Source organism: Streptomyces sp. TSRI0281 (assembly GCF_001905125.1).
Lineage (GTDB): Bacteria > Actinomycetota > Actinomycetes > Streptomycetales > Streptomycetaceae > Streptomyces.
Map to the genome: position 1 here is coordinate 304273 of NZ_LWLE01000038.1, position 24688 is coordinate 328960.

The window sequence follows — 24688 nt, forward strand, 5'->3', positions numbered from 1 at the left end:
CCCCCCACTCCAGCCAGTCCGGCGCTTGAGGACACCGGGGCCCGGGGCCGCTGACCCCAACCCCAAGCCCCCACTCCCAGCCCCTCCGGCGTTTGAGGAGCGGGGTCCGGGGCAGCGCCCCGGTTTCGGGAAGGGGCGGGTAGGGGACAAGCCCGCCGCAGGCGACCGACCCCACACCCGCCCCGCGTATCGTGGTCCCACGCGACCCCACACCCGCCCCACCCCCGCCCGCCCCAGCCGCCCCACCCCCACAGCGGCCCCCTACGCACCACCCCGCACGAGGAGCCCGCACCACCATGGCCGAGCACGCCGATCACCCCGCTTACCCCGTCGGACTGCGCCTGAACGGGCGCCGCGTCGTCGTCGTCGGCGGCGGCCAGGTCGCGCAGCGCCGCCTGCCCGCACTCATCGCGGCCGGTGCCGACATCACCCTGATCTCCCCGTCCGCGACCCCGTCCGTCGAGGCGATGGCCGACGCCGGCGAGATCCGCTGGGAGCGCCGCCGGTACGTCGACGGCGACCTCGGCGACACCTGGTACGCCCTCGTCGCGTGCTCCGACCCGGTCGCCGCCGACGCCGCCTCCGCCGAGGCGGAGCGCTCCCGTACCTGGTGCGTCCGCAGCGACGACGCCGAGGCCGCCACCGCCTGGACCCCGGCCACCGGCCGCAGCGAGAACGTCACGGTCGCCGTCCTCACCACCACGTCGCAGGGCCGCGACCCCCGCCACTCCGCCGCCGTCCGCGACGCCATCGTCGAGGGCCTGCGCGACGGCACCCTCGCCGCCCCGCACCACCGCACCCGTGCCCCCGGCGTCGCGCTGGTCGGCGGCGGTCCCGGCGACCCCGACCTGATCACCGTGCGCGGCCGTCGTCTGCTCGCCGAGGCCGACGTGGTCATCGCCGACCGGCTGGGCCCCCGTGACCTGCTCGACGAACTCCCGCCGCACGTCGAGGTGATCGACGCCGCGAAGATTCCGTACGGCCGCTACATGGCCCAGGAGGCGATCAACCAGGCGCTGATCGAGCACGCCAAGGCGGGCAAGGCCGTCGTCCGGCTCAAGGGCGGCGACCCGTTCGTCTTCGGCCGGGGCATGGAGGAGGCCCAGGCACTGGCAGCCGAGGGCATCTCCTGCACGGTCGTCCCCGGGATCTCCAGCTCCATCTCCGTTCCGGGCGCGGCCGGTATCCCGGTCACCCACCGCGGCGTCGCCCATGAGTTCACCGTCGTCAGCGGTCATGTCGCCCCGGAGGACCCGCGCTCGCTGGTCGACTGGGCGGCGCTCGCCCGACTGCGCGGCACCCTGGTCCTGCTGATGGCCGTCGACAAGATCGGCGCCATCGCCGCCGCGCTGATCGCCCACGGCAAGGACCCCGGGACCCCGGTCGCCCTGGTCCAGGAGGGCACCACGGCCGCCCAGCGCCGGGTCGACGCGACCCTGGCGACCGTCGGCGAACGAGCTGTCGCCGAAGAGGTGCGCCCGCCCGCCGTGATCGTCATCGGCGAAGTCGTCGCGGTCGGTCCGGACTCCGTGGCACCCCCCGCCGGGTAACCCGCGGTAACCGATCTTCATCCAAGGCGTTGGCACCACACACCGGACAAGGCAGTATCACCCTGTGGCAGATCTCATCACCGTCGACGATCCCGACGACCCGCGCCTGCGCGACTACACGGGCCTGACCGATGTCGAACTCCGGCGCCGCCGTGAGCCGGCCGAAGGCCTCTTCATCGCCGAGGGCGAGAAGGTGATCAGACGGGCCAGGCACGCCGGGTACGAGATGCGGTCGATGCTGCTCTCCGCCAAGTGGGTCGATGTGATGCGCGACGTCATCGACGAGGTGCCGGCCCCCGTGTACGCGGTCAATCCGGAGCTCGCCGAACGCGTCACCGGCTACCACGTGCACCGGGGGGCCCTCGCCTCCATGCAGCGCAAGCCGCTGCCCACCGCCGATGAACTGCTGGCCACGGCCCGCCGCGTGGTCGTCATGGAGTCGGTCAACGACCACACCAACATCGGTGCGATCTTCCGTAGCGCCGCCGCCCTCGGCATGGACGCCGTGCTGCTCTCACCGGACTGCGCCGACCCGCTCTACCGGCGTTCGGTCAAGGTCTCGATGGGTGCGGTCTTCTCCGTTCCCTACGCCCGGCTCGACGCCTGGCCCAAGACGCTGGAGTCGGTACGGGAAGCGGGGTTCAAGCTCCTCGCGCTCACTCCCGACGAGAAGGCGTCCAGCATCGACGAGGCGGCACCGCACCGGCTGGAGCGGGTGGCGCTGATGCTCGGAGCCGAGGGCGACGGGCTGTCCACACAGGCACTGATGGCCGCCGACGAATGGGTCCGTATCCCCATGGCGCACGGCGTCGACTCGCTGAATGTGGGAGCGGCGGCGGCGGTCGCCTTCTACGCGGTGGCGACGGGCCGTCCCCGGGGCTGACCACGCTCCGGCGGTCGCTCGCCCCGGAACCTACCGTTCCAGCGGGACACCCGCCTGCGCATGCCGCGCGTCGGCGTTCTGGGTGTGCGGCTGCGAGGTGCCCGAGGTGCCCAGCCCGCGCGCCGGACCCTGGCACCCCTGTGCGGCGGCGATGCCCAGGGCCACGAGCAGGGTCACGACGACGAAGACGACGAGCCGCTGCCGCAGCAGCCGCGGATTCGCCGGCCGCCGCCCCGCCGAGGTGGTCCGGGCCCCGCCTCTCGTGCCCGGCCGGCCGTTCTTCGTCCCGTTCGTCGCGCCGGGGCGCTTACCGGAACGCGTGGTGTTGCGCGGGGCCGACTGGGAACGCGAGCCTCCGGTACGGGGCGCGGCCGGACGGGCGGGCGCGGTACGCCTGTTCTGCTGGGGGCGGGACGCGGAGGGGCCGTCCGCGCGGCGGGTGTGCTGCTCGGTGTACGGACCGTCCAGGCGGCCGGTCGGCCGGTCCAGCTCCTGCGCGGAGCGCTGGGTGGGCGGCCGGCTCTCGTGCAGGCCCTGCGCCTCCCGGGCCGCGATCTCCTTGAGCCGCATGGAGAGCTGGAGCGTGCTCGGCCGCTCCTCCGGGTCCTTCGCCAGACAGGCGCGTACCAGCGGAGCGAGCGCGTCGTGCACGTCGTGCAGCTGCGGCTCCTCATGCACCACGCGGTACAGCATCACCTCGGAACTGCCGTGCCCGAAAGGCGAATCGGCCATCGCCGCGTAGGCGAGGGTGGCACCGAGCGAGAACACGTCCGTCGCGGGTGTCACCGCCGCGCCCCGGACCTGCTCGGGCGCGAGGAAACCGGGCGACCCCACCGCCGTACCGACATGGGTCAGCGTGCTCGCCCCGGTCGCCCAGGCGATACCGAAGTCGATGATCCGGGGGCCCTTGGGGGAGAGGAGGATGTTCGACGGCTTCAGATCACGGTGGACGACACCCGCCTCGTGCACCGCCACCAGCCCCTCGGAGAGCGCCGCCCCGATGGAGGCCACCTCGGCGGCGGCCAACGGCCCCTCCTCGGCGACCTTGTCGTGCAGGGAGGGACCGGGCACGTACTGCGTCGCGAACCAGGGGCGGTCCGCCTCCAGATCGGCGGCGACCAGACGCGCCGTACAGCCTCCGCGGATCCGCCGGGCCGCCGACACCTCGCGTGCGAAGCGCGAACGGAACTCCTGATCCTCCGCCAGGTCGGGCCGGATCACCTTGAGGGCCACCCGCTGACCACGCCGGTCGGAACCCAGATAGACGACGCCCATGCCGCCCGCCCCGAGTCGCCGGTGCAGCCTGAACGAGCCGACGAGACGCGGGTCCTCGCGCCGGAGCCGCATCATCGCCATCGTCTGCCCATCCCCGCTGCCTGGTCCGCCTGACGAGGCACAGCTTACGTACCCGGCGCCCGGCGCGCTCAGAGGCCGCGCCCTCGCCGGAGATTCGATTGTCCGTGCCGGGTGGGAAACGTGAAGAGTGGTCAGGAGGCCGTGGATCCGGGCCTCCCGCCCCGTGCGAGATCTCAAAGGACCGTCGCAGAAGGGGGATTGGATCGATGCCGGGGGATCGCGGGGAGAGGGTCATGGACGCGGGAGACACGACCGGTGCCTAGGAGGTGGGGGCCTCCGGAGTGGGCCTCAGGGTGGAGACAGCCCTCCGCCGGGGGGTGGTGGAAGTGAGTGAAGTCACCCGGAGCGGCTCCGTGGTCCGTACCGCGCGCTTCATGGCGACCAGGGGGCTCGCCCGGTCGAACAGCCGCTTCTCAGGGGGGACGCCCCCGAACGTCCCCTCCGGGATGACCCCAAGCCCTGACGCCCGATCTCCACCCAGGGGAGTACGTCGACTACCGACAGCTCATCCTCATGGAGGCCCGGCATTCGGTACGCGGGCATGACGACCCCTGCCCGCCGCTTCCCTAGTGTTGAGGTCAAGCGGCGGGTGAAGCACTCGTCCCCCGAGGTCAACGCCCGCCGCCCCACATCAGGTCAGGAGAGGAACCATGTCGGACACGGCAACGCGGACCATGATCCGCACGCAGGGACGCAAGGCATACGCCTCGTTCGGCGCCCGCCCGTCCGGCACGCGTCACCCCTTGGTGGCGACGGCCATGGTTCTTCCTCTGGCGGCCCTGCTCGTAGTCGTCTTCGGCGGCTGGGACGCAGTGGTCACACAGGCGTCGTCCGTGGGCGTGATGCTGGGGCGCTGAGCGGCGCCCCGGGTCCGGAAGAGCGGTCCGGACCGGGACATCCGGCCAACAACCCCGTGGGGACGGGGGTGCGGCGGACGGCAGCGTTTGTCCGGTCAGCTGGGGAGCTGACCGGACATCGCGCTGTCCGGACCACGGCAGCCCCCTGCGGACGGAGCAGCGCGTCACCGACGGGACGGTGCACGGATGCGAACCCTGTACAGCGCTTCGCGCGCTCGGCGGGCGTACGCGAACGCCCGCGGCCCCCGCCCGCCCCGCCGCGTACCCTCGTCGCGGGACCGGCGGCAGGGCCGGAGCGATCACCGCCGGGGGAGCCGTTGAGTACCACCGCAGTCGTACGGGAGCTGGGCGCACTCGCGCACGGCAGCTCCCATCCGCCCGCCGTACGGTGTGTCTGCGGGCCGCCCCAGGTGCTGGCGGACCGCCCGGACGGCACCGTCGTCCGCAGCGGCCGGATCGTGGCCAAGGCGCACGCCGCGGACACGGACCACGAGGCGCTCGCCGCCCGCGTCGCCCTGGCGGCCGACCCCCGGCTGACCGGCGTCCTGCTTCCCCCGCTGCCCGCACCGGCCGGGCCCCGTTCCGGCCGCCCCGTCACCCTCTGGCCGCACGGTGAACCCGTCGACCCGGCGGACCCCGACGCCGCGCCCTGGGAAGAGGCCGCCACTCTGCTCGCCCGCCTCCACCGCACCGGGCCCCCACTGCCGCTCCCGCCGATGCGTGGCCCTGCCAAGGCCGCCCTCGCCGTGGCCCGGATGCGGGCGGCCCGGCCCGGTGAGCCGGCCACGTCCGCCGTCCTCGCCGCCTGGCGCTCCCTGCCCGCCTGGGCGCGTGGCGAGGAGCCGGCCCCCGCGCACCGCGCCGGCTTCCTGTGCCACGGGGATCTGCACCTGGGCCAACTCGTCCGGCACCCGGCTCCGCACGGCCCCTGGCTGCTCATCGATGTCGACGACGCGGGTCTGGGCGACCCGTCCTGGGACCTCGCCCGGCCCGCGGCCTGGTACGCCGCCGGGCTGTTGCCCCCCGAAGTCTGGCTGCGTTTCCTGGCCGCCTACCGGGCCGCGGGCGGTCCGGCCGTACCCGTCGACGGGGACCCCTGGCCCGAACTGGATGTCCCGGCACGCGCCCTCACGGTGCAGACCGCGGCGCTCGCCTTCGCCAAGTCCGCCGCGGAGGGCCGAACTCCGGATGAGGTGGAGCAGATGATGATCGATGCCTGTGCCCGAATTGCGTCCCTCCCGCCCGAGTTGGCGGCCGAAGGCTCGTCGTAGGGTGAACCGACCGCCGTCGGGCAGGCATTCCGGCGACGGCACACCGAAGGCGAGGAGCCGAGCCGATGATGCAGTGCCCCAAGTGTCACGCGCAGATGCACACGTACAACCGCAATGGCGTCCAGATCGAGCAGTGCAGCGGCTGTCGCGGGATATTCCTCGACTACGGCGAGCTGGAGTCCCTGACCCGTCTGGAGTCGCAGTGGACGCAGCAGGCCCCGCCCGCGCCCCCCGCCCCGCAGGGCTACCCGGCGGCCGCGGCGCCCGCTCCCGCGTGGGGCGCCCCGCAGCACCACGGCGGTCACCACGGCCACCACCGTCAGAAGAGCTTCGGCCGGATGCTCTTCTCCTCCTGAAACCCTTGCCGTCCCGCGGGCCCCGGACGCGTCCTGTCCGGGGCCCGCGGGACCGTGCGCGGGATGTCGGGGGAACGGCAGAACCCCCGGTCGTCGAGACGACCGGGGGTTCTGGATGGTGCGCGATACTGGGATTGAACCAGTGACCTCTTCCGTGTCAGGGAAGCGCTCTCCCGCTGAGCTAATCGCGCAGGGTGACCCTGCGTGTACTGCGTGCGCGATACTGGGATTGAACCAGTGACCTCTTCCGTGTCAGGGAAGCGCTCTCCCGCTGAGCTAATCGCGCGGGGATCCTTGCGGACCGGTGGACGATACTGGGATTGAACCAGTGACCTCTTCCGTGTCAGGGAAGCGCTCTCCCGCTGAGCTAATCGTCCTTGGAGGTGGAGACGGGATTTGAACCCGTGTAGACGGCTTTGCAGGCCGTTGCCTCGCCTCTCGGCCACTCCACCAGGGATGGGGATTCGGGAAGAATTCCCCACCTTCTGCGAGCGGACGACCAGGTTCGAACTGGCGACCTCAACCTTGGCAAGGTTGCGCTCTACCAACTGAGCTACGTCCGCGTGTCTTTCCGGTGCGCTTGCGCGTCCCGGCGACGTGGTGAACTCTAGCGGATTCCTGGGCCAGTACAAAAACGCGTTTGCGCAGCGTGCTGCGGTGCCTCCGCCCCGGCGCAGGTCACCGCGCACCGTCCTAGACTCACCAGAGTGTTCGACCTTGCTCCGATAGCCCGCTTCGGCGGCCTCGTCGCCTCCGGTCTGCAGGATGTCACCAGTGACCCGGCAGCCCTCGACTCATCCGGTTTCTGGGCCGTATGCGCCGATTTCGAAGGCCGCCTCGTCTGCGCCCGCTTCTCCACCGTACGGACGGAGCCGGTGCCCGCTCCCGTGCCCGGTGCCTGGCGCGGTCCCGCCGCCGGGGACTGGACCTCATCACTGGACCGGGACGCCTACAAGGCGGGCGTACGGCGGATCCGTGAACACATCGCGGCGGGTGAGGTCTATCAGGCCAATCTCTGCCGGGTGATGTCCGCGCCGCTCCCCGATCCGGGCGGCGCCGACGTGGACGCCCTCACCGCGCTGCTGGCGCGCGGCAACCCGGCCCCGTACGCAGGAACGATCCGGCTGCCCGCGCACGGTGTGGAGATCGCCACCGCGTCGCCCGAACTGTTCCTCGCGCGGGACGGGCGGACCGTCGAGTCCGGGCCGATCAAGGGAACCGGGCGCACCGAGGACGATCTTCTGGACAAGGATCACGCCGAGAACGTGATGATCGTCGACCTGGTCCGCAACGACCTGGGGCGCGTCTGCGCGACCGGCAGCGTGAGCGTGCCCGACCTCTGCGCGGTGGAGAAGCATCCCGGGCTCGTCCACCTCGTCTCCACCGTCCGCGGGCGGCTGGCCGACGGGGTGGGCTGGCCGGAGCTGCTGGCCGCGGCGTTCCCGCCCGGTTCCGTCACCGGGGCGCCCAAGTCCAGCGCGCTGCGGATCATCGAGGCGCTGGAGACCGCGCCGCGCGGACCGTACTGCGGGGGGATCGGCTGGGTCGACGCCGACCGGGCCACTGCCGGGCTGGCCGTCGGCATACGGACGTTCTGGATCGACCGGGACCCTCCCGTGCCGGTCCTCCGCTTCGGTACCGGGGCGGGCATCACCTGGGGCTCCGACCCGGAGCGCGAGTGGGACGAGACCGAACTGAAGGCGTCGAGACTGCTCGCTGTGGCGTCGGGCGCCTTCGAGGAGACAGGAAGGACCGCGACATGAGGATGTGGGTCAACGGCGAACTGCGGGACGCCGACGACGCCAGGCTGTCCGTGCTCGACCACGGGCTCACCGTGGGCGACGGTGTCTTCGAGACGGTCAGGACCACCCACGGCCGCCCGTTCGCCCTGACCCGGCACCTGGACCGGCTGACCCGCTCGGCCCGTGGCCTCGGCCTGCCCGACCCCGACCTCGACGAGGTCCGCCGCGCCGCCTCCGCCGTCCTCGGCGCCAACCCCATGGCGCTCGGCCGGCTGCGGATCACCTACACCGGCGGGCTGTCCCCGCTCGGCTCCGAGCGTGGCGACGCCGGGCCCAGCCTGGTCGTCGCGCTGGGCGGGGCGGCGCGCCGCCCCGACACCACGGCCGTGATCACCGTCCCGTGGACGCGCAACGAACGCAGTGCGGTCGCCGGTCTCAAGACCACTTCGTACGCCGAGAACGTCGTCGCCCTCGCCCGGGCCCGTGAGCACGGTGCGTCGGAGGCGCTGTTCGCCAACACGGCCGGACAGCTCTGCGAAGGCACCGGCTCCAATGTCTTCGTCGTCCTCGACGGGCAGATCCACACCCCGCCCGTCGCCTCCGGCTGCCTCGCCGGGATCACCCGCGCGCTGGCCGTGGAGTGGACGGGGGCTCAGGAGACGACCCTTTCGATGGACGTCCTGGAGCACGCCGAGGAGATCTTCCTGACCTCCACGCTCCGGGACATCCAGGCCGTCCACCGGGTCGATACACGGGAGTGGGCCGGGAGTCCCGGGCCGGTGACGGCGAAGGCCATGCGCGTCTTCGGTGAAAGAGCGGCCAACGACCTCGACCCGTGACACGGGGCGCCGTCCGAGACACGTGGCGCCGCCCGTGACACGCGACGCCGTCTGTAAAAGCGGGTGACGGATGGCCACTCAGCGGATAGAAAGCGCGTGATGACCACGACACTCCGGCCGACCGGGCCGATTCAGCAAGGCGCCGACGGCGCACGGGCGCGTATGTACGACGTGTGCGACAACGGACGGGCCGTCGGCGTCGTCGCGATCAGCACCGATGATTCGTTCGGCGCCACGGCGGGAGTTCTGCACTCGCTGCGGATCGACGAGGCCCAGCGCAGGCGCGGTCGCGGCACCATCGCCGCGCTCGCCGCCGAGGAGGTGCTGCGGGGGTGGGGCTGCACCCAGGTGCGCGTCGAGGCCCCGGAGGGCAACGAAGGCGCCCAGCGGCTGGCCGCCGCGCTCGGCTACGTGGAGCGGAGCCGGAACATGATCAAGGAGCTCGGACCGGACCCCGCCGAGCTGCCCGCCGGCCTCACGGGTCGCCCCATGAGCGCCGAGGAGTACGCCCGCTGGGACGTCTCCAGCGTGAAGGCGTACGCACAGGACTGGATCGACCGGGGCGTACCGGAGGAGCAGGCCCGGCACAAGGCCGAGACCGACCAGGCCCGCAACCTCCCGGACGGCCGGGCCACCGACGGCATGCACTTCCACGTTCTGGTCCACGAGGACGAGGTCGTCGGCCATGTGTGGGTGGCGCGGCGGGAGACGCGGCCGGGGGAGACCGTCGGGTACGTCTACGACGTCGAGGTGCGCACCGAGCACCGGGGCAAGGGCTACGGCCGCGCCCTGATGCGTCTTGCCGAGGACATCACCCGCGAAGCCGGGTTCGACCGGCTCGGCCTGCACGTCTTCGCCGCCAACACCCCGGCGCTGCGGCTGTACGAGTCGCTGGGCTACACGACGACCCAGTACAACCTGGCCAAGGCGCTGTAGCGGCGCCGACGGGCGGCCCGGTGGCGCGGCGCCCCCGGGTCAGCCCCGCTCGGCGAGCAGCCGGTCGATGATCTCCTCGATCCGCTCGCGGAGCCCGTCCTGGCTCTTGCCGCCGTCCAGACGTTCGTCGCCGACCACATACGTCGGGGTGCCGGTGACACCGATCGCCTTGCCCTCCGCCTGGTCGGCGTCGACGATCAGCAGATGCCGGCCGTCGATGAGCGCGGTGTCGAACTCCTCGGCGTCCAGGTCCAGTTCACGTGCCACGTCGAGAAGCAGCGGCTCGCCGGTGCGGGCGAGCTCGTCGGTCCTGGCCAGCACCGCTTCGATGTACGGCCAGTCCTTGCCCTGCGCGGCGGCCTCCTCGGCGGCCTGCGCCGCGGCGTACGCGTGTTTGTGCTTGTCCAGCGGGAAGTGCCGCAGCCGGACCTCGACGCGGTCGCCGTACCGGGCGCGCAGGGCGTGCACATCGCTGAGGGCCAGGTGGCAGTCGGGACATTCGAGATCGCACCAGATGTCGAGGACGACCGGGGCTGCGGGGGTGGAATCGCTCATGGGAACAGTCTTTCAGGCCGGGTGGAGGGCTTCCATCGGGACCTGGGGAGGAGTGCGGCCCTGAAATGTCCCTGATGTGGCCGGGGGGCGTGGCCCCGAAGCCGGTGATCGGTGCAGGATGGAGGGGACGTTTCCCCGCGCTCCTGGAGGCCCCGATGCTTGCCGAGACCATTTGTTCCGCGGCGTCGGCGGCCGGTCTCGGCATCGCCGCGGTCACCGCGTACCGCAAGCGGTTCCTCACGGCGGCCAGGATCGCCGCCTACTCCCTCGTGCCGGTCGGGCTGGTCATGACCGGAATCGTCGAGTGGGTCTCCGGGATCGCGTTCAAGCCGAGCGTCTGGCTCGGTTTCGGTGTGCTCGGGGTGGCCTGGCTGCTGTTCATGACCACCCGCGCGATCGAGCGCCGCAGCGGCACCACCCGTAAGGACCGCAAGGCGGCCCGGGCCGCCGCGCGGAACGAGGCGGTCGCCCCCGCCGCCTCCGCGCCTTCCCTCGGCTCCGGCGCCCCGGCGGCATCGGCCCGCCCCCAGGCCCAGCCGAAGAAGAGCCGGCAGTCGTCCGCGGCGCCCGGTGAGGACTTCAGCGACATCGAGGCGATCCTGAAGAAGCACGGCATCTGAACTCGTCCGGTAGGGCATCTCTCCGGCATGAATCGATTCATGTCCGGTGTCGTGGTTCCCGCCCGGCGCCCGCGTGACCTGCGCCTTGACGACGTACGACGATGGGGGCTAGCGTCCGCCACGGATTGAAACAATTCATTCCCCATCGTGTGCGGCGATGTGCGTCCTTGTGCCGACGCGCATCGACGCCGGGCTCGCGGCGGTACGGACACGGCGGCCGGGAAGACCCGGTGCCGCACACGGCGTCCGTACGATGGGAAGCGCCGCCCGCGAGTGCGGCGGCCGAACGCATCAGTGGGGCAGGGCAAGTGGGGCGTGTGGCAGGGATCAAGGACGTGGCCCGGCGGGCCGGAGTCTCGGTGGGCACGGTCTCCAATGTGATCAACCGGCCCGAGGCGGTGCTGCCGGAGACGCGTGCCCGCGTCCTGGCCGCCATCGACGAGCTGGGGTACGTGCGCAGCGAGTCCGCCCGCCAGCTCAGGGCGGGCCGCAGCCGGATCATGGCGCTGCTCGTCCTGGACATGGGCAACCCGTTCTTCGTCGATGTGGCCCGCGGGGCCGAACGCGCCGCACGGCAGGCCGGCCTCGGCGTCATGGTCTGCAACAGCGACCAGAGCCCGGCGGAGGAGGCCGAATACCTCGGACTCTTCGCCGAGCAGCGGGTGTGCGGCGTGCTCGTCACCCCGGCGGACGCCACCGGCCGCAATCTGGAGGCGTTCAGCCGCCATCGGATCCCGTTCGTGCTGGTCGACCGGGTGGCGCCCGGCGCCGAGTCCTGCGCGGTCTCCGTCGACGACGTGCGCGGCGGCGCCCTTGCCGTCGGGCACCTCGTCTCGGCGGGGCACCGCTCCGTCGCCTATGTCAGCGGCCCCGGTGACCTGCACCAGATCCGGGACCGCCGCGAGGGGGCCCTCGCCGCCCTCGCCGAGGCGGGCCTGCCCCCCGAGGCGCTCGTCGAGATCCCCTCCGACCGGCTGGACGTCGCGGCCGGCCGTGACGCCGGCGCCCGGCTGCTGGGACTCGTGCCACGCCCCACCGCCGTCTTCTGCGCCAACGACCTGCTCGCCCTGGGTGTCCTGCAGGCGCTGTACGCGGCGGGTGTGCGGGTGCCGCACGACGTCGCCATCGTCGGGTACGACGACATCGAGTTCGCCGCGGCTGCCGCCGTACCGCTCACTTCCGTACGTCAGCCCGCCGTCGTGATGGGCCGGATGGCCGCGGAACTGCTGCTGGAGGAGGCGGACGACGAGGACGGCGGGCACCGTCACCGCAATGTGGTGCTCCAGCCGGAACTCGTCGTGCGCGCCTCCAGCGCGTCGCCGCGCTGACCGGGAGCGGAGTTCCGAAAGTGTGACAGCGGCTCGGACGCCGGAGCGAATCCGAGCAGCCACGGAGTGGTGAACTCCCGCGATGAAGACGTGTGTTGATCGCCAAGAGGGGTCGGGGTGAGTCATGATCACTTCGAGATGGTGGACACATCCCGGGGCGAGGCCCCCGCACCCCCTGTCGAAGAGCCCCGTGGCTGCCTCTTCGCGCTTTCCCAGCCACCCCTGATGATCTTCCTCACGGTGATCGGCGTCCTGCTGCTGATGGCCGCGTTGCATGATCTCTTCATGCTGTGAGCCCGCGGTGATGCCCCGGCGGCGTTGCCGGGCGGACGCTGGTCGCGATCCCGGAGGACCGGTCAGCCCGCGGCTTCCCGGCGCCGGGCCCGGTAGGCGGCGACATGGAGCCGGTTGCCGCAGGTGCGGCTGGAGCAGTAGCGGCGGGAGCGGTTGCGCGACAGGTCGACGAAGGCGCGCCGGCAGTCCGGCGCCTCGCAGCGCCGCAGCCGCTCCTGCTCGCCCGCGACGACGAAGAAGGCCAGTGCCATGCCGCAGTCGGCCGCGAGATGGTCGGAGATCGAGGCGTCCGGCGCGAAGTAGTGCACATGCCAGTCGTAGCCGTCGTGATCGGTGAGCTGCGGTGTGGTGCCCGCCGCGGCCACCAGCCGGTTGACGAGGTCGGCCGCGGTCCGGGCGTCCGGCGCCGCGAAGATCTCCGCGAACCGGCTCCGTACGTCCTGGACCGCCCGCAGGTCCTTCTCGCCGAGCGTGCCGACCCCGCTGATGAGATGGCGCTCCGCGAAGGCGTACAGCGACTCGATGTCGGCGAGCTGGTCGGCAGCCGCGCCCGTGGACGCGTCCGGGGGGCTGCCCGTCGGTCTCTGCGCGGTGATGTCCGCGGGCCCGCTGTCCGGCAGCCCGTTCTCCGGTGCGGTGTTCACCAGATCGACCACCGTGTCGAGGGCGATCCGGGTGTCGTGTGGGATCAGCACGATTTCGCTCCCTGGCCTCCGGCAGGCGGGCGCCCGCCGATGGCGGCTGACTCTACTGGCTCGACGGACCCGCTCCCGGCCCGGTGCGGGCGCATTGAGGGCCGGGGGAACCCTTTTATCGGCCACGGGGGCTGCTGGGGCCTGTGGTGCCCGTACGGCGGGCGGGAGGGGGCTGTGGGACTCCTGCCCGGCCGAGTGGCTCGGCCGGGCAGGAGCGGACCGCCCTCGACCGTTACCGGCCGGTCCCGGTCGACCTCGGCTGTTCTCGGTCGTTCTCAGCCGGTCCCGGTCGCTGTCGGCCGTTCTCGGCGGGTCCGGTGGGGCCGGACCCCGTGCACGCGCCGGCGCCGTCGCCGCGGTGGTTTCCGCGATGACGGCGCCGGTGTCTGCCGTATGAGGTTGTCCGCGCGACGCCGTCTCCCCGAGTCGGACGGCGTCCCGCAGCTCTCGGCCTGGCTCAGCTCTCGGCCAGGATGTGTGAGAGCTCCGTGTCGAGATCGAAGTGACGATGCTCGGTGCCGGGCGGAACCGCGGCGTCGGTCCTCTTCAGGAACGACTCCAGGGCTCGCGCCGGAGCTTCGAGCAGGGCTTCGCCCTCTGGGGAGCTCAGTGCGATGCAGACGACGCCCTGGCCGTGACTACGTGATGGCCAGACGCGGACGTCTCCGGTGCCGGTGGGCCGGTGCAGCCCCTCGGCAAGGAGGTCACGGGCGAATACCCACTCGACCGTTTCCTCCGCTCCGGTGTGGAAGGTGGCGTGCACGGCATAGGGATCGGCCGTGTCATACCGCAGGCCCGCGGGTACAGGCAGTGAGGACTCGCTCGACACAACGAGGCGCAGGTGCAGCTCGCAGCTGACCGTGGTGTTCATAAGCGCCAGGGCCTTTCGCTCAGTGTGCGCTCGGGGATTCGCACGTCGGCGAAATCGACATGCCACCTACGGTGGCGTTGTAAACCCCTCTGACCCTTTTGTGATCCTTCAGGTAGCTCGTACAGCGGTGTGTAACTTTGAGTTATGCGGCCATTCCGGTGACAAGGAGCGTTCGGGTAGGTTGGGATTCATGAATGCGGAGAGTGACGAGCGGAGCGAGGCTGCCGAGAAGGCGGTCCCGGAGTCCGCTGCGGGGGGCACGGCGAAGGTGGAGCGTGAGCTGGGCTCGCGGGCGCCGGGGTTCATCAAGTCGTCCAGGACGCTGCACCTGAGCTGGCAGGTCGGCGTCTTCATCGTCGGCCTCGCCGTGGTGGTGGCGGGCATCATCATGCTTCCGCTGCCCGGCCCCGGGTGGCTGGTGATCTTCGGAGGCATGGCGATCTGGGCGACCGAGTTCGTCTGGGCCCAGCTGGTTCTGCGCTGGACCAGGCGAAAGGTCACGGAGGCCGCCCAGCGGGCGCTCGATCCCAAGGTCCGGCGACGCAACATCATCCTCACCTCGGTGGGGCTGGTGATCATCGCGGTGCTGGTCGGGATCTACGTCTGGAAGTTCGGGATCACGATGCCGTGGAAGATCAGCGAGTGACCTGCGACCGGTCCTGGAGCGCCGCTGACATGGGGTAATGTTTGCGGTGCGCCCGGGCGATTAGCTCAGTGGGAGAGCGCTTCGTTCACACCGAAGAGGTCACTGGTTCGAAACCAGTATCGCCCACCCGGACAGAGGGTCCGTGAGACTGAAAAGTCTCACGGACCCTCTGCGTTTGTGCGCCTGCTCCGACACCGGCCCGTTGTCCCCGATGCGGGGCCGTTGTCCCCGGCACCGGGCCGTTGTGGCCGACGCGCGGCCGGCCCGGGACGCCGGGGAGGACGTCCCGGGCCGGCCCCGCCTCAGCGCATCCGGCCCAGGGCGTCCTTCAGCCGGCGCGCGTCGCGCTTGCGCTGCTCGTACGTCGCGCCCACCACCAGCAGCAGTGCCCCGGCCAGCGCCGGCGGCAGCCAGCGCGGCAGCGCACCCACGACCTGCACCACATACGGCGCCAGTTCGTGCAGGGCGACCAGTGCCAGCACCGCACCACCGAGCAGCAGCACCGCCTGGAGCCGGAACCGGGCCCCCAGCAACGTGATCACCAGCGCCGCCACCCCCAGGAGCAACGGCCGGACCCAGCCCGTGCCGACCCACGCCGCGCAGAGACTCGGCACCAGCGTGGCGGCGAGCCCCGCCCCGTACGCCGTCCACGACGACGCCGCCGGATCGCGCCGCCGCCTCAGCACCCCCACGACCAGCGCGGGCACCGTCACCGGCAGTGTGTACGCCTCCGGGTCGGACACCTCCCAGGCCGCCAGCCGTACCCAGGTGGCGGCGAGGAACAGCGCCACCGCCACGTACCCGGCCACCGGCCGCCGCTCCGGCCGCACCGCCGTGCCCGCGGCCAGCACCGCGCACAGAGCCAGCACCAACGCCAGGAACCGCGCGTCCGGCACCGCGAGCCCCACCGCGATCACCGCTCCCGCCGCCCCGGTGAGCTCCACCGGCAACGCCACCGGATGCCGCCGCAGCCGCACCCCCAACAGCACCGTCACCGCGGGCACCACCAGCATCAGCGGCGCGGCCCGATACCCGGGCAGCTCCAGGGAGGCCCCGGTACCGGCGGCGAGAGCGATCCCCCACACCACAGCCGCACACGCGAACAACGCCTGCTCCACCACCGCCCGAGCCCGTACCGCCGCCCCGGCGAACAGCACCGCCAGCAGCCCGAACACCGCATAGGTGGCGACCTCGGAGGCCAACGACAGCAGTCCCGCACTCGCCGACCCCGCCAGCGAAGCGACCAGCGCGGTCACCGCCACACCCGAACGGGCACCGCCCGGCCCGGCCGGACCCCGTACCGCCACCAGCAGCGCCACCGCGACCAGCACCGACTCCAGCGCGAGTGCCACCGGGTACGGCACATCCAGCGCGGCCGCCGCCACCAGCAGCGCACCCCAGCCGAGAGCCGTCGCACCCGCACCCGCCGCGCCCCGCACCGGCTCACCCGGCGACACCAGCGGCCCGGCGGCCCGCACCACGGCGTCCCACCACCGGTGGGCCGCCCCCAGCAGAGCCGCCACCAGCGCGAGGACCACCGGCGCCGCGGACATCCGCGACCACGGCACCGACGCCCCCAACGCCTCCCGGAAACCGTCCGGCGCGCCCTGCCACACATCGGACACCAGCGACAACGGCCCCATCAGCACCGCCGCGACCGGAGGCAGCGCCCACACCAGCGAACCACCCACCACCGCGCCCGAAGCCACCAGCACGCCCCGCCCGGCAGCCCGCGGCAGCCGGGTCCGTACCACCGCCAACAGCGCCGCACCGCACAGCAGATACCCCACCACCGGCCACTGGGGCGGCACCACCGCCCGCAGCACACCGCCCACCGCGGCCACCGTAGCCAGCCCGGCCGCCGCACCGGCGACCGTCGCCAGCCCGGCCGGCGCCCGCCACGCCCCGGCCAGCGCCACCGCGGCACCGGCGAGCAACAGCGCCCCCGGCGCCACCGCGTCGAGCGGGCCCCCGGCCGACAACGACTCCGCCAGAGCCACCAGCAGTGCGCCCAGCCCCGTCACGGCCGCACCCGCGCACGCCGTGACCCGCACCGCCGGGCCCTTGCCCCACAGGACGATCGCCCCGTCCAGCACCGCCGTCACCAGCAGCGCCCACCCGAACACCAGGGCCGGCGCACCGGCCGCCCACGCCCACAGGAACAGCGGCCACTGGGCCATCACCACGGCCGCGGGCAACGGCAGCCGCAGCCTGCCCAGCGCCAGACCGTAGGCCGCCCAGACCGACGCGAGCACCGCCGAGGCGGCCGCGGTGAAACCGAGCCCGTCCGTGTCCGGCGCCGCCACCGCGTGCACCGCGTACGCGTCGAGCACCGTCAGCACCAGCGCGAGCGCGCCCAGCGCCTCGGCGGTGGCGGACAACGTGCGGTTCAGCAGAATCGCGGGCGTACCCAGCGCCAGAAGGGTCACCGTGCTCAGCACCGCGCAGCGCCCGCCGATGCCCATCGTGCCCCAGCTGACCAGGGTGAACGCGACAGCGGCGATCGCCAGCAGCAGCCCGCCGAGGGTGAGCAGCACATTCTGCGCACTGCGCGGCGCGGCGACCGGCGGCGCGGCCCAGGGGCGGACCGCCGAGCCCGCCGGCGGCCCCCACGCACCTGCCCCGGACGCGGGCGGCGGACCCCAGGGGCGGATCCCGGATGCCGACTGCCGGGCCGTCGGTGCGGGCACCGGCTGCTGGAGAGCACTCAGCAGCCAGGCGCGCCGGTGGAGCAGCTGGCCCCTGCGGGTGTCCAACTGAGCCAGTTCTCGGTCGAGGAGCGCCAATTCCTCGGCGGGCGGCGGCACATGTTCCATGGACGCAGTGTGGTCCCGCCCACATGTTCGTACATGCGCTCGGATACTCAGTTCCGGGCCTGAGTAGCAGCGGAGCGAGCAGACTGGAGTCATGGACTGGTGCCACTACCGCTTCACCGCCGTCTGGGACATATCCGCGCCGCCCGACACCGTGTACGCCGCGCTGGCGTGCGCCGAGGAGTACCCGCGGTGGTGGCCGCAGGTCCGCACGGTCACCACCGTCGACGACAGCACCGGCACCGCGCGCCTCCGTTCGTTCCTCCCGTACGCACTCGTCGTCACCGCCCGCCGACGCCGCGACGACCCCGTCTCACGGGTCGTCGAAGCGGCCATGACGGGGGATCTGGAGGGGTGGGCCCGCTGGACCGTCGAGGAGTACGGCGACGGCACCCGGGCCCGGTACGAGCAGGAGGTCGATGTGCGCAAGCCGTTGCTGCGGCGGCTCGCCGTGCCCGGACGCCCGCTGTTCCGGGCCAACCACGCCCTGATGATGCGGGCCGGGCGCCGGGGCCTCGCGGCCCGGCTGGAAGGAGTTTGAACGAAGCCCGCCGAGCCCTGTATGGTTCAACCCGTTCCCGGGCGATTAGCTCAGTGGGAGAGCGCTTCGTTCACACCGAAGAGGTCACTGGTTCGAAACCAGTATCGCCCACCGGGAAGAGCCGGTCCGTCAGCATCATCGACGGACCGGCTTTCTCATGCGCCGGGTCCCGGCCTCAGGCCGCCGCGGGCAGCTCCGGGCGCAGCGGCCACGCGGGATCCACCGCCTCCGGCGTACCGCTCCTGGCGAACCACGCCTGCAACCCCCGCGCCTGCGCCGCGTGCCACACCGCCTGCAGGGTGTGCAGCTCGGCCGGGGTCAGCCGCTCCAGTCGGGCCGAGAACCGCCTGCCCACCGCGCGCACCAGCTCCAGCGACGCCGTGGCATCGGCCGCCGCGTCGTGCGCCCCGTCCAGCACCACCCCGTACAGCTCGCAGAGATCCGTCAGGGTGCGGCGGCCCTTGCGGTAGCGGTCCAGATGCTTGTCCAGCACCCGCGGATCCACCACGCACAGCGGGGTGTTCTCCAGATAGCCGGCCAGCGACGACGCCCGGTGCCGCCGCAGCTCCCGGTCCAGCAGCGTCAGATCGAAAGGCGCGTTCATCACGACGAGCGGACGGCCCGTCGCGCACTGCTCGGCCACCGCCCTCGCTATCTCCTCCACCACGGGCGCCGGCCACCGGCCGTTGCGCTGCAGATGGTCATCGGTCAGACCGTGGATCTCGGTCGCTCCCGCGGGCACCGGCACCCCCGGGTTGACCAGCCAGCGGGTGACGCGGGAGCGCCCGCCCGCGGTGTCCTGGACGACGAGGGCGGCCGAAACGATCCGGTCCTCCTCGACGTCCACTCCTGTTGTCTCCGTGTCGAAAGCGGCCAGCGGCCCCTCGAACCAGTGCATCATCCCCGAACTCCTCGCACCTGCACGGCAGATGGAGTTATTCCCCTGCCCGATATCGGTGATACCCGGCCTGTTTGCCTGATACGCCGTTTGCGGTCGGTCTCCTGCGGTGACAACACAGGTGACGGGAAAGGAAGTTGAACCGCCCGCCGGCCCTTCTCGACAGACGCCGGCCCTCCTCCGCGGACGAGGGCCGGGCGACCGATCGGCACGCCCGGAAGGCACAGGGAGCCATGGCGCTCGCGCAGCCCGACCCAGGCCCCACCCGCGCCGATGGCTACGGGGGAGGGCTGCTGTCCCAGCGGACCGCACCCCTGCGGGGCACGCTCGCCACGACCGCCTGCATGGAGACCCTCCAGGTGGGTTACCTGCACGCGGTGGCGGCAGCGGCGGGATGTTCCCTCTCGCAGCCCTTTCCCGACAATGGCATCGACTGGCACGTCAGCCACGGCGCCCCCGTCCACACCGTCGACGACGAAGTGACCATCAAGGTGCAGCTCAAGTGCACCTACCAGATCCCCCCGCACCCGCCGGGCCGGTCGTTCTCCTTCACGCTCGACAACGCGCACCTCGTGAAGCTCGCCCGGACACCCGTGTCGGTGCACAAGATCCTGGTCGTGATGATCGTGCCCCGCAGCCAGGACGACTGGCTGAGCGCCGGGCCCGAACGGCTCGACCTGCGGCACTGCTGCTACTGGACCAACCTGGCCGGCCACGCGGTGACGGGCCGGCACAGGACCACCGTGCGCATCCCGACCTCGCGGATCTTCGACGACCGCGCGCTCTGCGAGATCATGGCCCGGGTCGGGGCGGGAGGGAGACCCTGATGCACCGGTCGATGGACGAGCCCGGGGGCGGAGCGGTGCCACCGGGCACCCGAGCGCATCCCGTTGACCATCCGGGGCACCGGGCGGCCCCCCGCACGCCCACCGGGGAGCTGCCCGATCCGGCGGGCGTGGACCCCGCCGTCCTCGGCGCGCTCCTGCGGCGGCACGGCTGGCAGCGGCGCGGCGGAGCGGCCGGACGCTACGGCCGCTGGACCCCGCCGGGCCCGGCCGCGGGCGCGACGAGCCTGCTGGTACCGGACACCGCGGCGTTCCGCGACAGCGAGGACCTGCTCGCCGAGGCGCTGACCGCGCTCGCCCGCAGCGCGGCCCCGTCCGCCCGCGAGATCCTCGTCTCCCTCGCCGTACCCAGCGACGAGATCCGCTGGTGGCGCGATGTGCCCGAGTCCGCCGCCGGCGCGGCCGGAGCCGCGGGCTGGGCGGAGGCGGAGACGCTGCGCTCGGCGGCCCGGCAGATCCTCCTCGCCGGAGCCCTCGCGGTACGCGGCCGGGCGGGCTACCACGGGGCACGCCGGCGCACCACGGCGCGGGCGGCGCTGGAGGGGACGCTCATCGGGCCCGCGCCCGGCGGCCGCAGGCTCACCGCGTACGTGCCCGTCGCCGGGCGGGCCCTCGCCGTCCAGCTCTACCGGGCGCTGCACGCCACCCGGGAGGCCGTCGACTACCAGCGGGCGACCGGAGGCATGGAAGCCTTCGACGCCGCGGTCGGGGCAGGCGTCAGCCGCGAGCTGACCGAGGCCCTGATCGCCCTGGTGCGCGGCTCGGAAGGGATCGTGATCGCCCTGGACTGGGCACCGGCCGCCGGTACCCCGGACGGCTGCCCCGCCGGCCCGGAACCCGTCGAGTTCTCCCCGGGCGACCTGCCGGCCCTGCGCCTGGCGGGCGCCCGCTACCTCCGGGACGAGCCCGCCGTGCCGGTGCGGATCACCGGAGCCGTCGTCCGCCTGCGCCGCTCGGGCCCGCGCGGCGCCGGGATCGTACGGCTGCGGGTGCTCGCGGGCGCCGAGGTCGCCCATGTCCGCATGGAGCTGGACGAGGAGGCGTACCGGATCGCGGGTCACGCGCACCTGGTCGGGCTGCCTCTCCGGGTGGAGGGGCAATTGGAGAACCGGGGCGGATTCCGGCGGCTCACCGGGGCCTCGCAGGTCTCACCCGTCCAGGTCGACGAGGCCGAACGGGACTGGCTGATGAAGTCGCTCCAGGAGAATGTGGACTTCTTCGAGGAGGCGTGCACGGGCGAGGAGGAGTAGCCGGGGGGTGTGATCCCCGGCAGGGGACGGGCCCCCTGCGCAACCCTTTCGCGTCGGAGGCCTCCGGCTCGGTACGATTCCCCTTGCGTGCGCAAGAGGAATGCGCCGCACCCCCTGAGTCAGGAGAGACCGGTGTCAGACGTCCGTGTGATCATCCAACGCGATTCCGAGCGGGAAGAGCATGTGGTGACGACGGGCACGACGGCCGCCGAGCTCTTCCCCGGTCAGCGCACCGTCGTGGCCGCCCGCGTCGAGGGGGAGCTGAAGGACCTCGCGTACGAGCTCAAGGACGGCGAGACCGTCGAGCCCGTCGAGATCTCCTCCGAGGACGGCCTCGACATCCTGCGGCACTCCACCGCGCATGTGATGGCACAGGCCGTGCAGGAGCTCTTCCCGGACGCCAAGCTGGGCATCGGTCCGCCGGTCAAGGACGGCTTCTACTACGACTTCGACGTCGAGAAGCCGTTCACTCCCGAGGACCTCAAGGCCATCGAGAAGAAGATGCAGGAGATCCAGAAGCGGGGGCAGAGGTTCTCCCGCCGGGTCGTCACCGACGAGGCCGCCCGCGAGGAGCTGGCCGACGAGCCGTACAAGCTGGAACTCATCGGCATCAAGGGCTCCGCGTCCTCGGACGACGGTGCCGACGTCGAGGTGGGCGGCGGCGAGCTGACCATCTACGACAACCTGGACCCCAAGTCCGGTGACCTGTGCTGGAAGGACCTCTGCCGGGGCCCGCACCTGCCCACCACCCGGTTCATCCCCGCGTTCAAGCTGATGCGGAACGCCGCCGCGTACTGGCGGGGCAGCGAGAAGAACCCGATGCTCCAGCGCATCTACGGCACCGCCTGGCCCACCAAGGACGAGCTGAAGGCGCACCTGGAGTTCCTGGAGGAGGCCGCCAAGCGCGACCACCGCAAGCTCGGCAGCGAGCTGGACCTCTTCTCCTTCCCCGACGAGATCGGCCCCGGTCTCGCGGTCTTCCACCCCAAGGGCGGCGTCATCCGCCGGGCCATGGAGGACTACTCGCGGCGCCGCCACGAGGAGGAGGGCTACGAGTTCGTCTACAGCCCCCACGCCACCAAGGGCAAGCTCTTCGAGAAGTCCGGCCACCTGGACTGGTACGCCGACGGCATGTACCCGCCCATGCAGCTCGACGACGGGGTGGACTACTACCTCAAGCCGATGAACTGCCCGATGCACAACCTGATCTTCGACGCGCGCGGCCGTTCCTACCGCGAACTGCCCCTGCGCCTCTTCGAGTTCGGCACGGTGTACCGGTACGAGAAGTCGGGCGTCGTACACGGCCTGACCCGCTCGCGCGGCTTCACCCAGGACGACGCGCACATCTACTGCACCAAGGAGCAGATGGCGGAGGAGCTGGACCGGACGCTCACCTTCGTCCTGAACCTGCTCCGCGACTACGGGCTCACCGACTTCTACCTGGAGCTCTCCACCAAGGACCCGGAGAAGTTCGTCGGCTCGGACGAGGCCTGGGACGAGGCCACCGAGACGCTGCGCCAGGTCGCCGAGAAGCAGGGCCTCCCACTGGTCCCGGACCCGGGCGGCGCCGCGTTCTACGGCCCGAAGATCTCGGTGCAGTGCAAGGACGCCATCGGCCGCACCTGGCAGATGTCGACCGTGCAGCTCGACTTCAACCTCCCGGAGCGCTTCGACCTGGAGTACACCGGCCCGGACGGCACCAAGCAGCGCCCGGTCATGATCCACCGTGCCCTGTTCGGTTCCATCGAGCGCTTCTTCGCGGTGCTCCTGGAGCACTACGCGGGTGCGTTCCCGGTCTGGCTGGCCCCGGTCCAGGCGGTCGGCATCCCGATCGGCGACGCCCACATCCCCTACCTCCAGGAGTTCGCGGCCAAGGCGCGGAAGCAGGGGCTGCGGGTCGAGGTGGACGCCTCGTCCGACCGGATGCAGAAGAAGATCAGGAACCAGCAGAAGGCCAAGGTTCCGTTCATGCTCATCGCCGGTGACGAGGACATGGCCAACGGCGCCGTCTCCTTCCGTTACCGCGACGGTTCGCAGGAGAACGGCATCCCGCTCGACGAGGCCCTGGCGAAGATCGCGAAGGCCGTCGAGGACCGCGTCCAGGTCTGATCCCAGCCGCAGCCGCAGCCGCAGCGGCACGAGCGCGTACGAGGGCCCCCGGGGAGTCACCCACTCCCCGGGGGCTCCTTCTCGTCCTCGCGGGTGAACACCCGCAGCAGCCACGACGAGAACGAACCCGTCACCGCCCCCAGCAGCCCCAGGCCGCAGACCATCAGCAGGGCGGCGACGGCCCGCCCGCCCGGGGTGACCGGCACGGCATCCCCGTACCCGACCGTGGTCAGCGTCGCGCACGCCCACCACGCCGCGTCCCCGAAGGTACGGATCGTGGCACCGGCGGCCTCGTGCTCCTGGTGGTACACGGCCAGGGCGGCGCTGAAGCCGAGGAGCACGGCGCTCAGACCGGCGTAGGCCATCACCCGGGCGTACAGGCTCAGCCGCGGCCGGTCCCGGCGATTCTGCACCGCCGTGTAGACCCGGATCACCCGCAGCGGACGCAACAGGGGCAGCACCAGCACCATGGTGTCGAGCCAGTGGACGCGGACGAAGCGCGCGCCGAGGCCGCTCTGCCGGAGCCGTACGACGTAGTCCACGGCGAACAGCAGCCAGGTCGAGCAGACCAGGGCGAGGGCGATGTCGCGCCAGGGCTCGGCGTCGTGGGGCGCGAGGACGCGGACCGCGTAGCCGAGGAGGAAGACCAGCGAGGCGACGAACAGCGGCACTTCCGTGCGCTGCTCCCAGCGGGTCAGCCGGGGCGGGGCCACCGGCGCGGAGGGGTTGCTCATGACCTCAGCCTCGCGGGGCACCGGCCGGGGTGGCCCCGGCGACACGCACGGCGGGGGTGAAGCAATATGCTGATCGGCATGACGAGTGAGCCGGAGCAGCAGATCGGAGTGGGAACGCCCGACGCGTTCCAGCGCCTGTGGACGCCCCATCGGATGGCGTACATCCAGGGTGAGAACAAGCCGAGCGGTCCGGGGGCCGGGGACGGCTGTCCGTTCTGTGTGATCCCGCTCAAATCGGACGAGGACGGGCTCATCGTCGCACGCGGTGAGCACGTCTACGCCGTGCTGAACCTCTATCCGTACAACGGCGGCCATCTGATGGTCGTGCCCTACCGGCACGTGGCCGACTACACGGAGCTGGACGGTCCGGAGACCGCGGAGCTGGCCGACTTCACCAAGCGGGCGATGATCGCGCTGCGCGCGGCGTCCGGGGCGCACGGGTTCAACATCGGGATGAACCAGGGGGCCGTGGCGGGGGCGGGCATCGCCGCGCATCTGCATCAGCATCTGGTGCCGCGCTGGGGCGGGGACACCAACTTCATGCCGGTGGTCGGGCACACCAAGGTGCTGCCGCAGCTGCTGGGTGACACCCGGACGATGCTGGCCGCCGCCTGGCCCGCCGAAGAGCTGCCGGCCGGCTGATCCGCGCCGTCGTCCTACCGCACGCCGTACGGATGCGGTGCGCCCCGGCCGGATCGC

Annotated in this window: 24 protein-coding genes, 7 tRNA genes and 1 pseudogene; 20 read left to right on the forward strand and 12 right to left on the reverse strand. The window is 72.2% G+C overall.

Annotation, left to right across the window (positions count from 1 at the left end; genetic code table 11):
- Positions 1–296 precede the first annotated feature (296 nt).
- Positions 297–1550 (forward strand): uroporphyrinogen-III C-methyltransferase, encoded by a 1254-nt coding sequence (gene cobA, locus A6A29_RS42300; RefSeq protein ID WP_073729371.1) that lies wholly within the window; start codon positions 297–299, stop codon positions 1548–1550.
- Positions 1551–1614: 64 nt separating this feature from the next.
- A complete protein-coding gene (locus A6A29_RS42305; protein WP_073729373.1) occupies positions 1615–2433 on the forward strand; it encodes a TrmH family RNA methyltransferase in 819 nt (272 codons plus the stop codon).
- A gap of 30 nt (positions 2434–2463) precedes the next feature.
- On the opposite strand, the gene A6A29_RS42310 is transcribed toward A6A29_RS42305, so the two are convergent.
- Positions 2464–3789, reverse strand: coding sequence for a serine/threonine-protein kinase (locus tag A6A29_RS42310; protein ID WP_073729375.1), 1326 nt, complete (start codon positions 3787–3789; stop codon positions 2464–2466).
- A gap of 266 nt (positions 3790–4055) precedes the next feature.
- Between A6A29_RS42310 and A6A29_RS47420 the strand changes: the two are divergent.
- The 4 genes and pseudogenes from A6A29_RS47420 to A6A29_RS42330 all read left to right on the forward strand — a co-directional run bounded on the left by A6A29_RS47420 (position 4056) and on the right by A6A29_RS42330 (position 6273).
- A pseudogene (locus tag A6A29_RS47420) lies at positions 4056–4252 on the forward strand (hypothetical protein).
- Positions 4253–4439: 187 nt separating this feature from the next.
- A complete protein-coding gene (locus A6A29_RS42320) occupies positions 4440–4646 on the forward strand; it encodes a hypothetical protein (protein WP_073729377.1) in 207 nt (68 codons plus the stop codon).
- A gap of 317 nt (positions 4647–4963) precedes the next feature.
- Positions 4964–5917, forward strand: coding sequence for a phosphotransferase family protein (locus tag A6A29_RS42325; protein WP_073729379.1), 954 nt, complete (start codon positions 4964–4966; stop codon positions 5915–5917).
- 65 nt (positions 5918–5982) lie between these two features.
- On the forward strand, positions 5983–6273 hold the full coding sequence (locus A6A29_RS42330) for a TFIIB-type zinc ribbon-containing protein (protein ID WP_073729381.1): 291 nt from the start codon (positions 5983–5985) through the stop codon (positions 6271–6273).
- 116 nt (positions 6274–6389) lie between these two features.
- On the opposite strand, the gene A6A29_RS42335 is transcribed toward A6A29_RS42330, so the two are convergent.
- From A6A29_RS42335 to A6A29_RS42355, 5 genes are all read right to left on the reverse strand, one after another.
- Positions 6390–6464, reverse strand: a tRNA-Val gene (locus tag A6A29_RS42335).
- 23 nt (positions 6465–6487) lie between these two features.
- Positions 6488–6559: transfer RNA gene (locus A6A29_RS42340), tRNA-Val, on the reverse strand.
- A gap of 19 nt (positions 6560–6578) precedes the next feature.
- Positions 6579–6650, reverse strand: a tRNA-Val gene (locus A6A29_RS42345).
- Between the two features lies 1 nt (position 6651).
- Positions 6652–6725 (reverse strand) — tRNA-Cys (locus A6A29_RS42350).
- 38 nt (positions 6726–6763) lie between these two features.
- Positions 6764–6836, reverse strand: a tRNA-Gly gene (locus A6A29_RS42355).
- A 144-nt stretch (positions 6837–6980) separates the two neighbouring features.
- Between A6A29_RS42355 and A6A29_RS42360 the strand changes: the two genes are divergently transcribed.
- The 3 genes from A6A29_RS42360 to A6A29_RS42370 all read left to right on the forward strand — a co-directional run bounded on the left by A6A29_RS42360 (position 6981) and on the right by A6A29_RS42370 (position 9790).
- On the forward strand, positions 6981–8036 hold the full coding sequence (locus A6A29_RS42360) for a chorismate-binding protein (protein ID WP_198953582.1): 1056 nt from the start codon (positions 6981–6983) through the stop codon (positions 8034–8036).
- On the forward strand, positions 8033–8854 hold the full coding sequence (locus tag A6A29_RS42365; protein ID WP_073729383.1) for an aminotransferase class IV: 822 nt from the start codon (positions 8033–8035) through the stop codon (positions 8852–8854). The genes A6A29_RS42360 and A6A29_RS42365 overlap by 4 nt, the downstream gene beginning before the upstream one ends.
- A gap of 99 nt (positions 8855–8953) precedes the next feature.
- Positions 8954–9790, forward strand: a complete 837-nt coding sequence (locus A6A29_RS42370) for a GNAT family N-acetyltransferase (protein ID WP_073729385.1) — start codon at positions 8954–8956, stop codon at positions 9788–9790.
- Positions 9791–9829: 39 nt separating this feature from the next.
- Here the strand turns inward: A6A29_RS42370 and A6A29_RS42375 are convergent, their stop codons facing one another.
- Positions 9830–10345 (reverse strand): DsbA family protein, encoded by a 516-nt coding sequence (locus tag A6A29_RS42375; protein WP_073729387.1) that lies wholly within the window; start codon positions 10343–10345, stop codon positions 9830–9832.
- Positions 10346–10500: 155 nt separating this feature from the next.
- On the opposite strand from A6A29_RS42375, the gene A6A29_RS42380 reads away from it, so the two are divergent.
- The 3 genes from A6A29_RS42380 (at position 10501) to A6A29_RS45665 (ending at position 12587) form a co-directional block, all read left to right on the forward strand.
- Positions 10501–10965: a hypothetical protein gene (locus A6A29_RS42380; RefSeq protein WP_073729608.1), complete on the forward strand. Its 465-nt coding sequence runs from the start codon at positions 10501–10503 to the stop codon at positions 10963–10965.
- A gap of 317 nt (positions 10966–11282) precedes the next feature.
- A complete protein-coding gene (locus A6A29_RS42385) occupies positions 11283–12293 on the forward strand; it encodes a LacI family DNA-binding transcriptional regulator (RefSeq protein WP_385730326.1) in 1011 nt (336 codons plus the stop codon).
- Positions 12294–12410: 117 nt separating this feature from the next.
- Complete coding sequence (locus tag A6A29_RS45665; RefSeq protein WP_158074513.1) at positions 12411–12587, forward strand: hypothetical protein; 177 nt, start codon at positions 12411–12413, stop codon at positions 12585–12587.
- A gap of 62 nt (positions 12588–12649) precedes the next feature.
- Here the strand turns inward: A6A29_RS45665 and A6A29_RS42390 are convergent, their stop codons facing one another.
- Together A6A29_RS42390 and A6A29_RS42395 are read right to left on the reverse strand one after the other, a co-directional pair.
- A complete protein-coding gene (locus tag A6A29_RS42390; RefSeq protein ID WP_073729392.1) occupies positions 12650–13282 on the reverse strand; it encodes a CGNR zinc finger domain-containing protein in 633 nt (210 codons plus the stop codon).
- Between the two features lie 457 nt (positions 13283–13739).
- A complete protein-coding gene (locus tag A6A29_RS42395; protein ID WP_003959770.1) occupies positions 13740–14153 on the reverse strand; it encodes an SsgA family sporulation/cell division regulator in 414 nt (137 codons plus the stop codon).
- A 190-nt stretch (positions 14154–14343) separates the two neighbouring features.
- Between A6A29_RS42395 and A6A29_RS42400 the strand changes: the two genes are divergently transcribed.
- Together A6A29_RS42400 and A6A29_RS42405 are read left to right on the forward strand one after the other, a co-directional pair.
- A complete protein-coding gene (locus tag A6A29_RS42400) occupies positions 14344–14799 on the forward strand; it encodes a TIGR02611 family protein (protein WP_073729394.1) in 456 nt (151 codons plus the stop codon).
- 54 nt (positions 14800–14853) lie between these two features.
- Positions 14854–14925: transfer RNA gene (locus A6A29_RS42405), tRNA-Val, on the forward strand.
- Positions 14926–15101: 176 nt separating this feature from the next.
- Here the strand turns inward: A6A29_RS42405 and A6A29_RS42410 are convergent.
- Positions 15102–17615 (reverse strand): SCO7613 C-terminal domain-containing membrane protein, encoded by a 2514-nt coding sequence (locus tag A6A29_RS42410; RefSeq protein ID WP_073729396.1) that lies wholly within the window; start codon positions 17613–17615, stop codon positions 15102–15104.
- Between the two features lie 91 nt (positions 17616–17706).
- Between A6A29_RS42410 and A6A29_RS42415 the strand changes: the two genes are divergently transcribed.
- Both A6A29_RS42415 and A6A29_RS42420 read left to right on the forward strand, forming a co-directional pair.
- The gene (locus A6A29_RS42415) at positions 17707–18153 is read left to right on the forward strand and encodes an SRPBCC family protein (RefSeq protein WP_073729398.1); all 447 of its coding nucleotides are present in this window, start codon (positions 17707–17709) and stop codon (positions 18151–18153) included.
- 39 nt (positions 18154–18192) lie between these two features.
- Positions 18193–18264 (forward strand) — tRNA-Val (locus A6A29_RS42420).
- Positions 18265–18328: 64 nt separating this feature from the next.
- Here the strand turns inward: A6A29_RS42420 and A6A29_RS42425 are convergent.
- Positions 18329–19054, reverse strand: coding sequence for a 3'-5' exonuclease (locus A6A29_RS42425; protein ID WP_073729400.1), 726 nt, complete (start codon positions 19052–19054; stop codon positions 18329–18331).
- A 230-nt stretch (positions 19055–19284) separates the two neighbouring features.
- Between A6A29_RS42425 and A6A29_RS42430 the strand changes: the two genes are divergently transcribed.
- From A6A29_RS42430 to thrS, 3 genes are all read left to right on the forward strand, one after another.
- On the forward strand, positions 19285–19878 hold the full coding sequence (locus A6A29_RS42430; protein WP_073729610.1) for a DUF4365 domain-containing protein: 594 nt from the start codon (positions 19285–19287) through the stop codon (positions 19876–19878).
- Positions 19878–21146: a hypothetical protein gene (locus A6A29_RS42435; protein ID WP_073729402.1), complete on the forward strand. Its 1269-nt coding sequence runs from the start codon at positions 19878–19880 to the stop codon at positions 21144–21146. The genes A6A29_RS42430 and A6A29_RS42435 overlap by 1 nt, the downstream gene beginning before the upstream one ends.
- Before the next feature lie 132 nt (positions 21147–21278).
- Entirely contained in the window at positions 21279–23255 is a 1977-nt protein-coding gene (thrS, locus tag A6A29_RS42440; protein ID WP_073729404.1) for a threonine--tRNA ligase, read from the forward strand.
- Between the two features lie 56 nt (positions 23256–23311).
- Here the strand turns inward: thrS and A6A29_RS42445 are convergent, their stop codons facing one another.
- Positions 23312–23989, reverse strand: coding sequence for a potassium channel family protein (locus tag A6A29_RS42445; RefSeq protein WP_073729406.1), 678 nt, complete (start codon positions 23987–23989; stop codon positions 23312–23314).
- A gap of 66 nt (positions 23990–24055) precedes the next feature.
- Here A6A29_RS42445 and A6A29_RS42450 point away from each other — a divergent pair, with 66 nt between their 5' ends.
- Positions 24056–24631: an HIT family protein gene (locus A6A29_RS42450; protein ID WP_073729408.1), complete on the forward strand. Its 576-nt coding sequence runs from the start codon at positions 24056–24058 to the stop codon at positions 24629–24631.
- Positions 24632–24688: the final 57 nt, after the last annotated feature.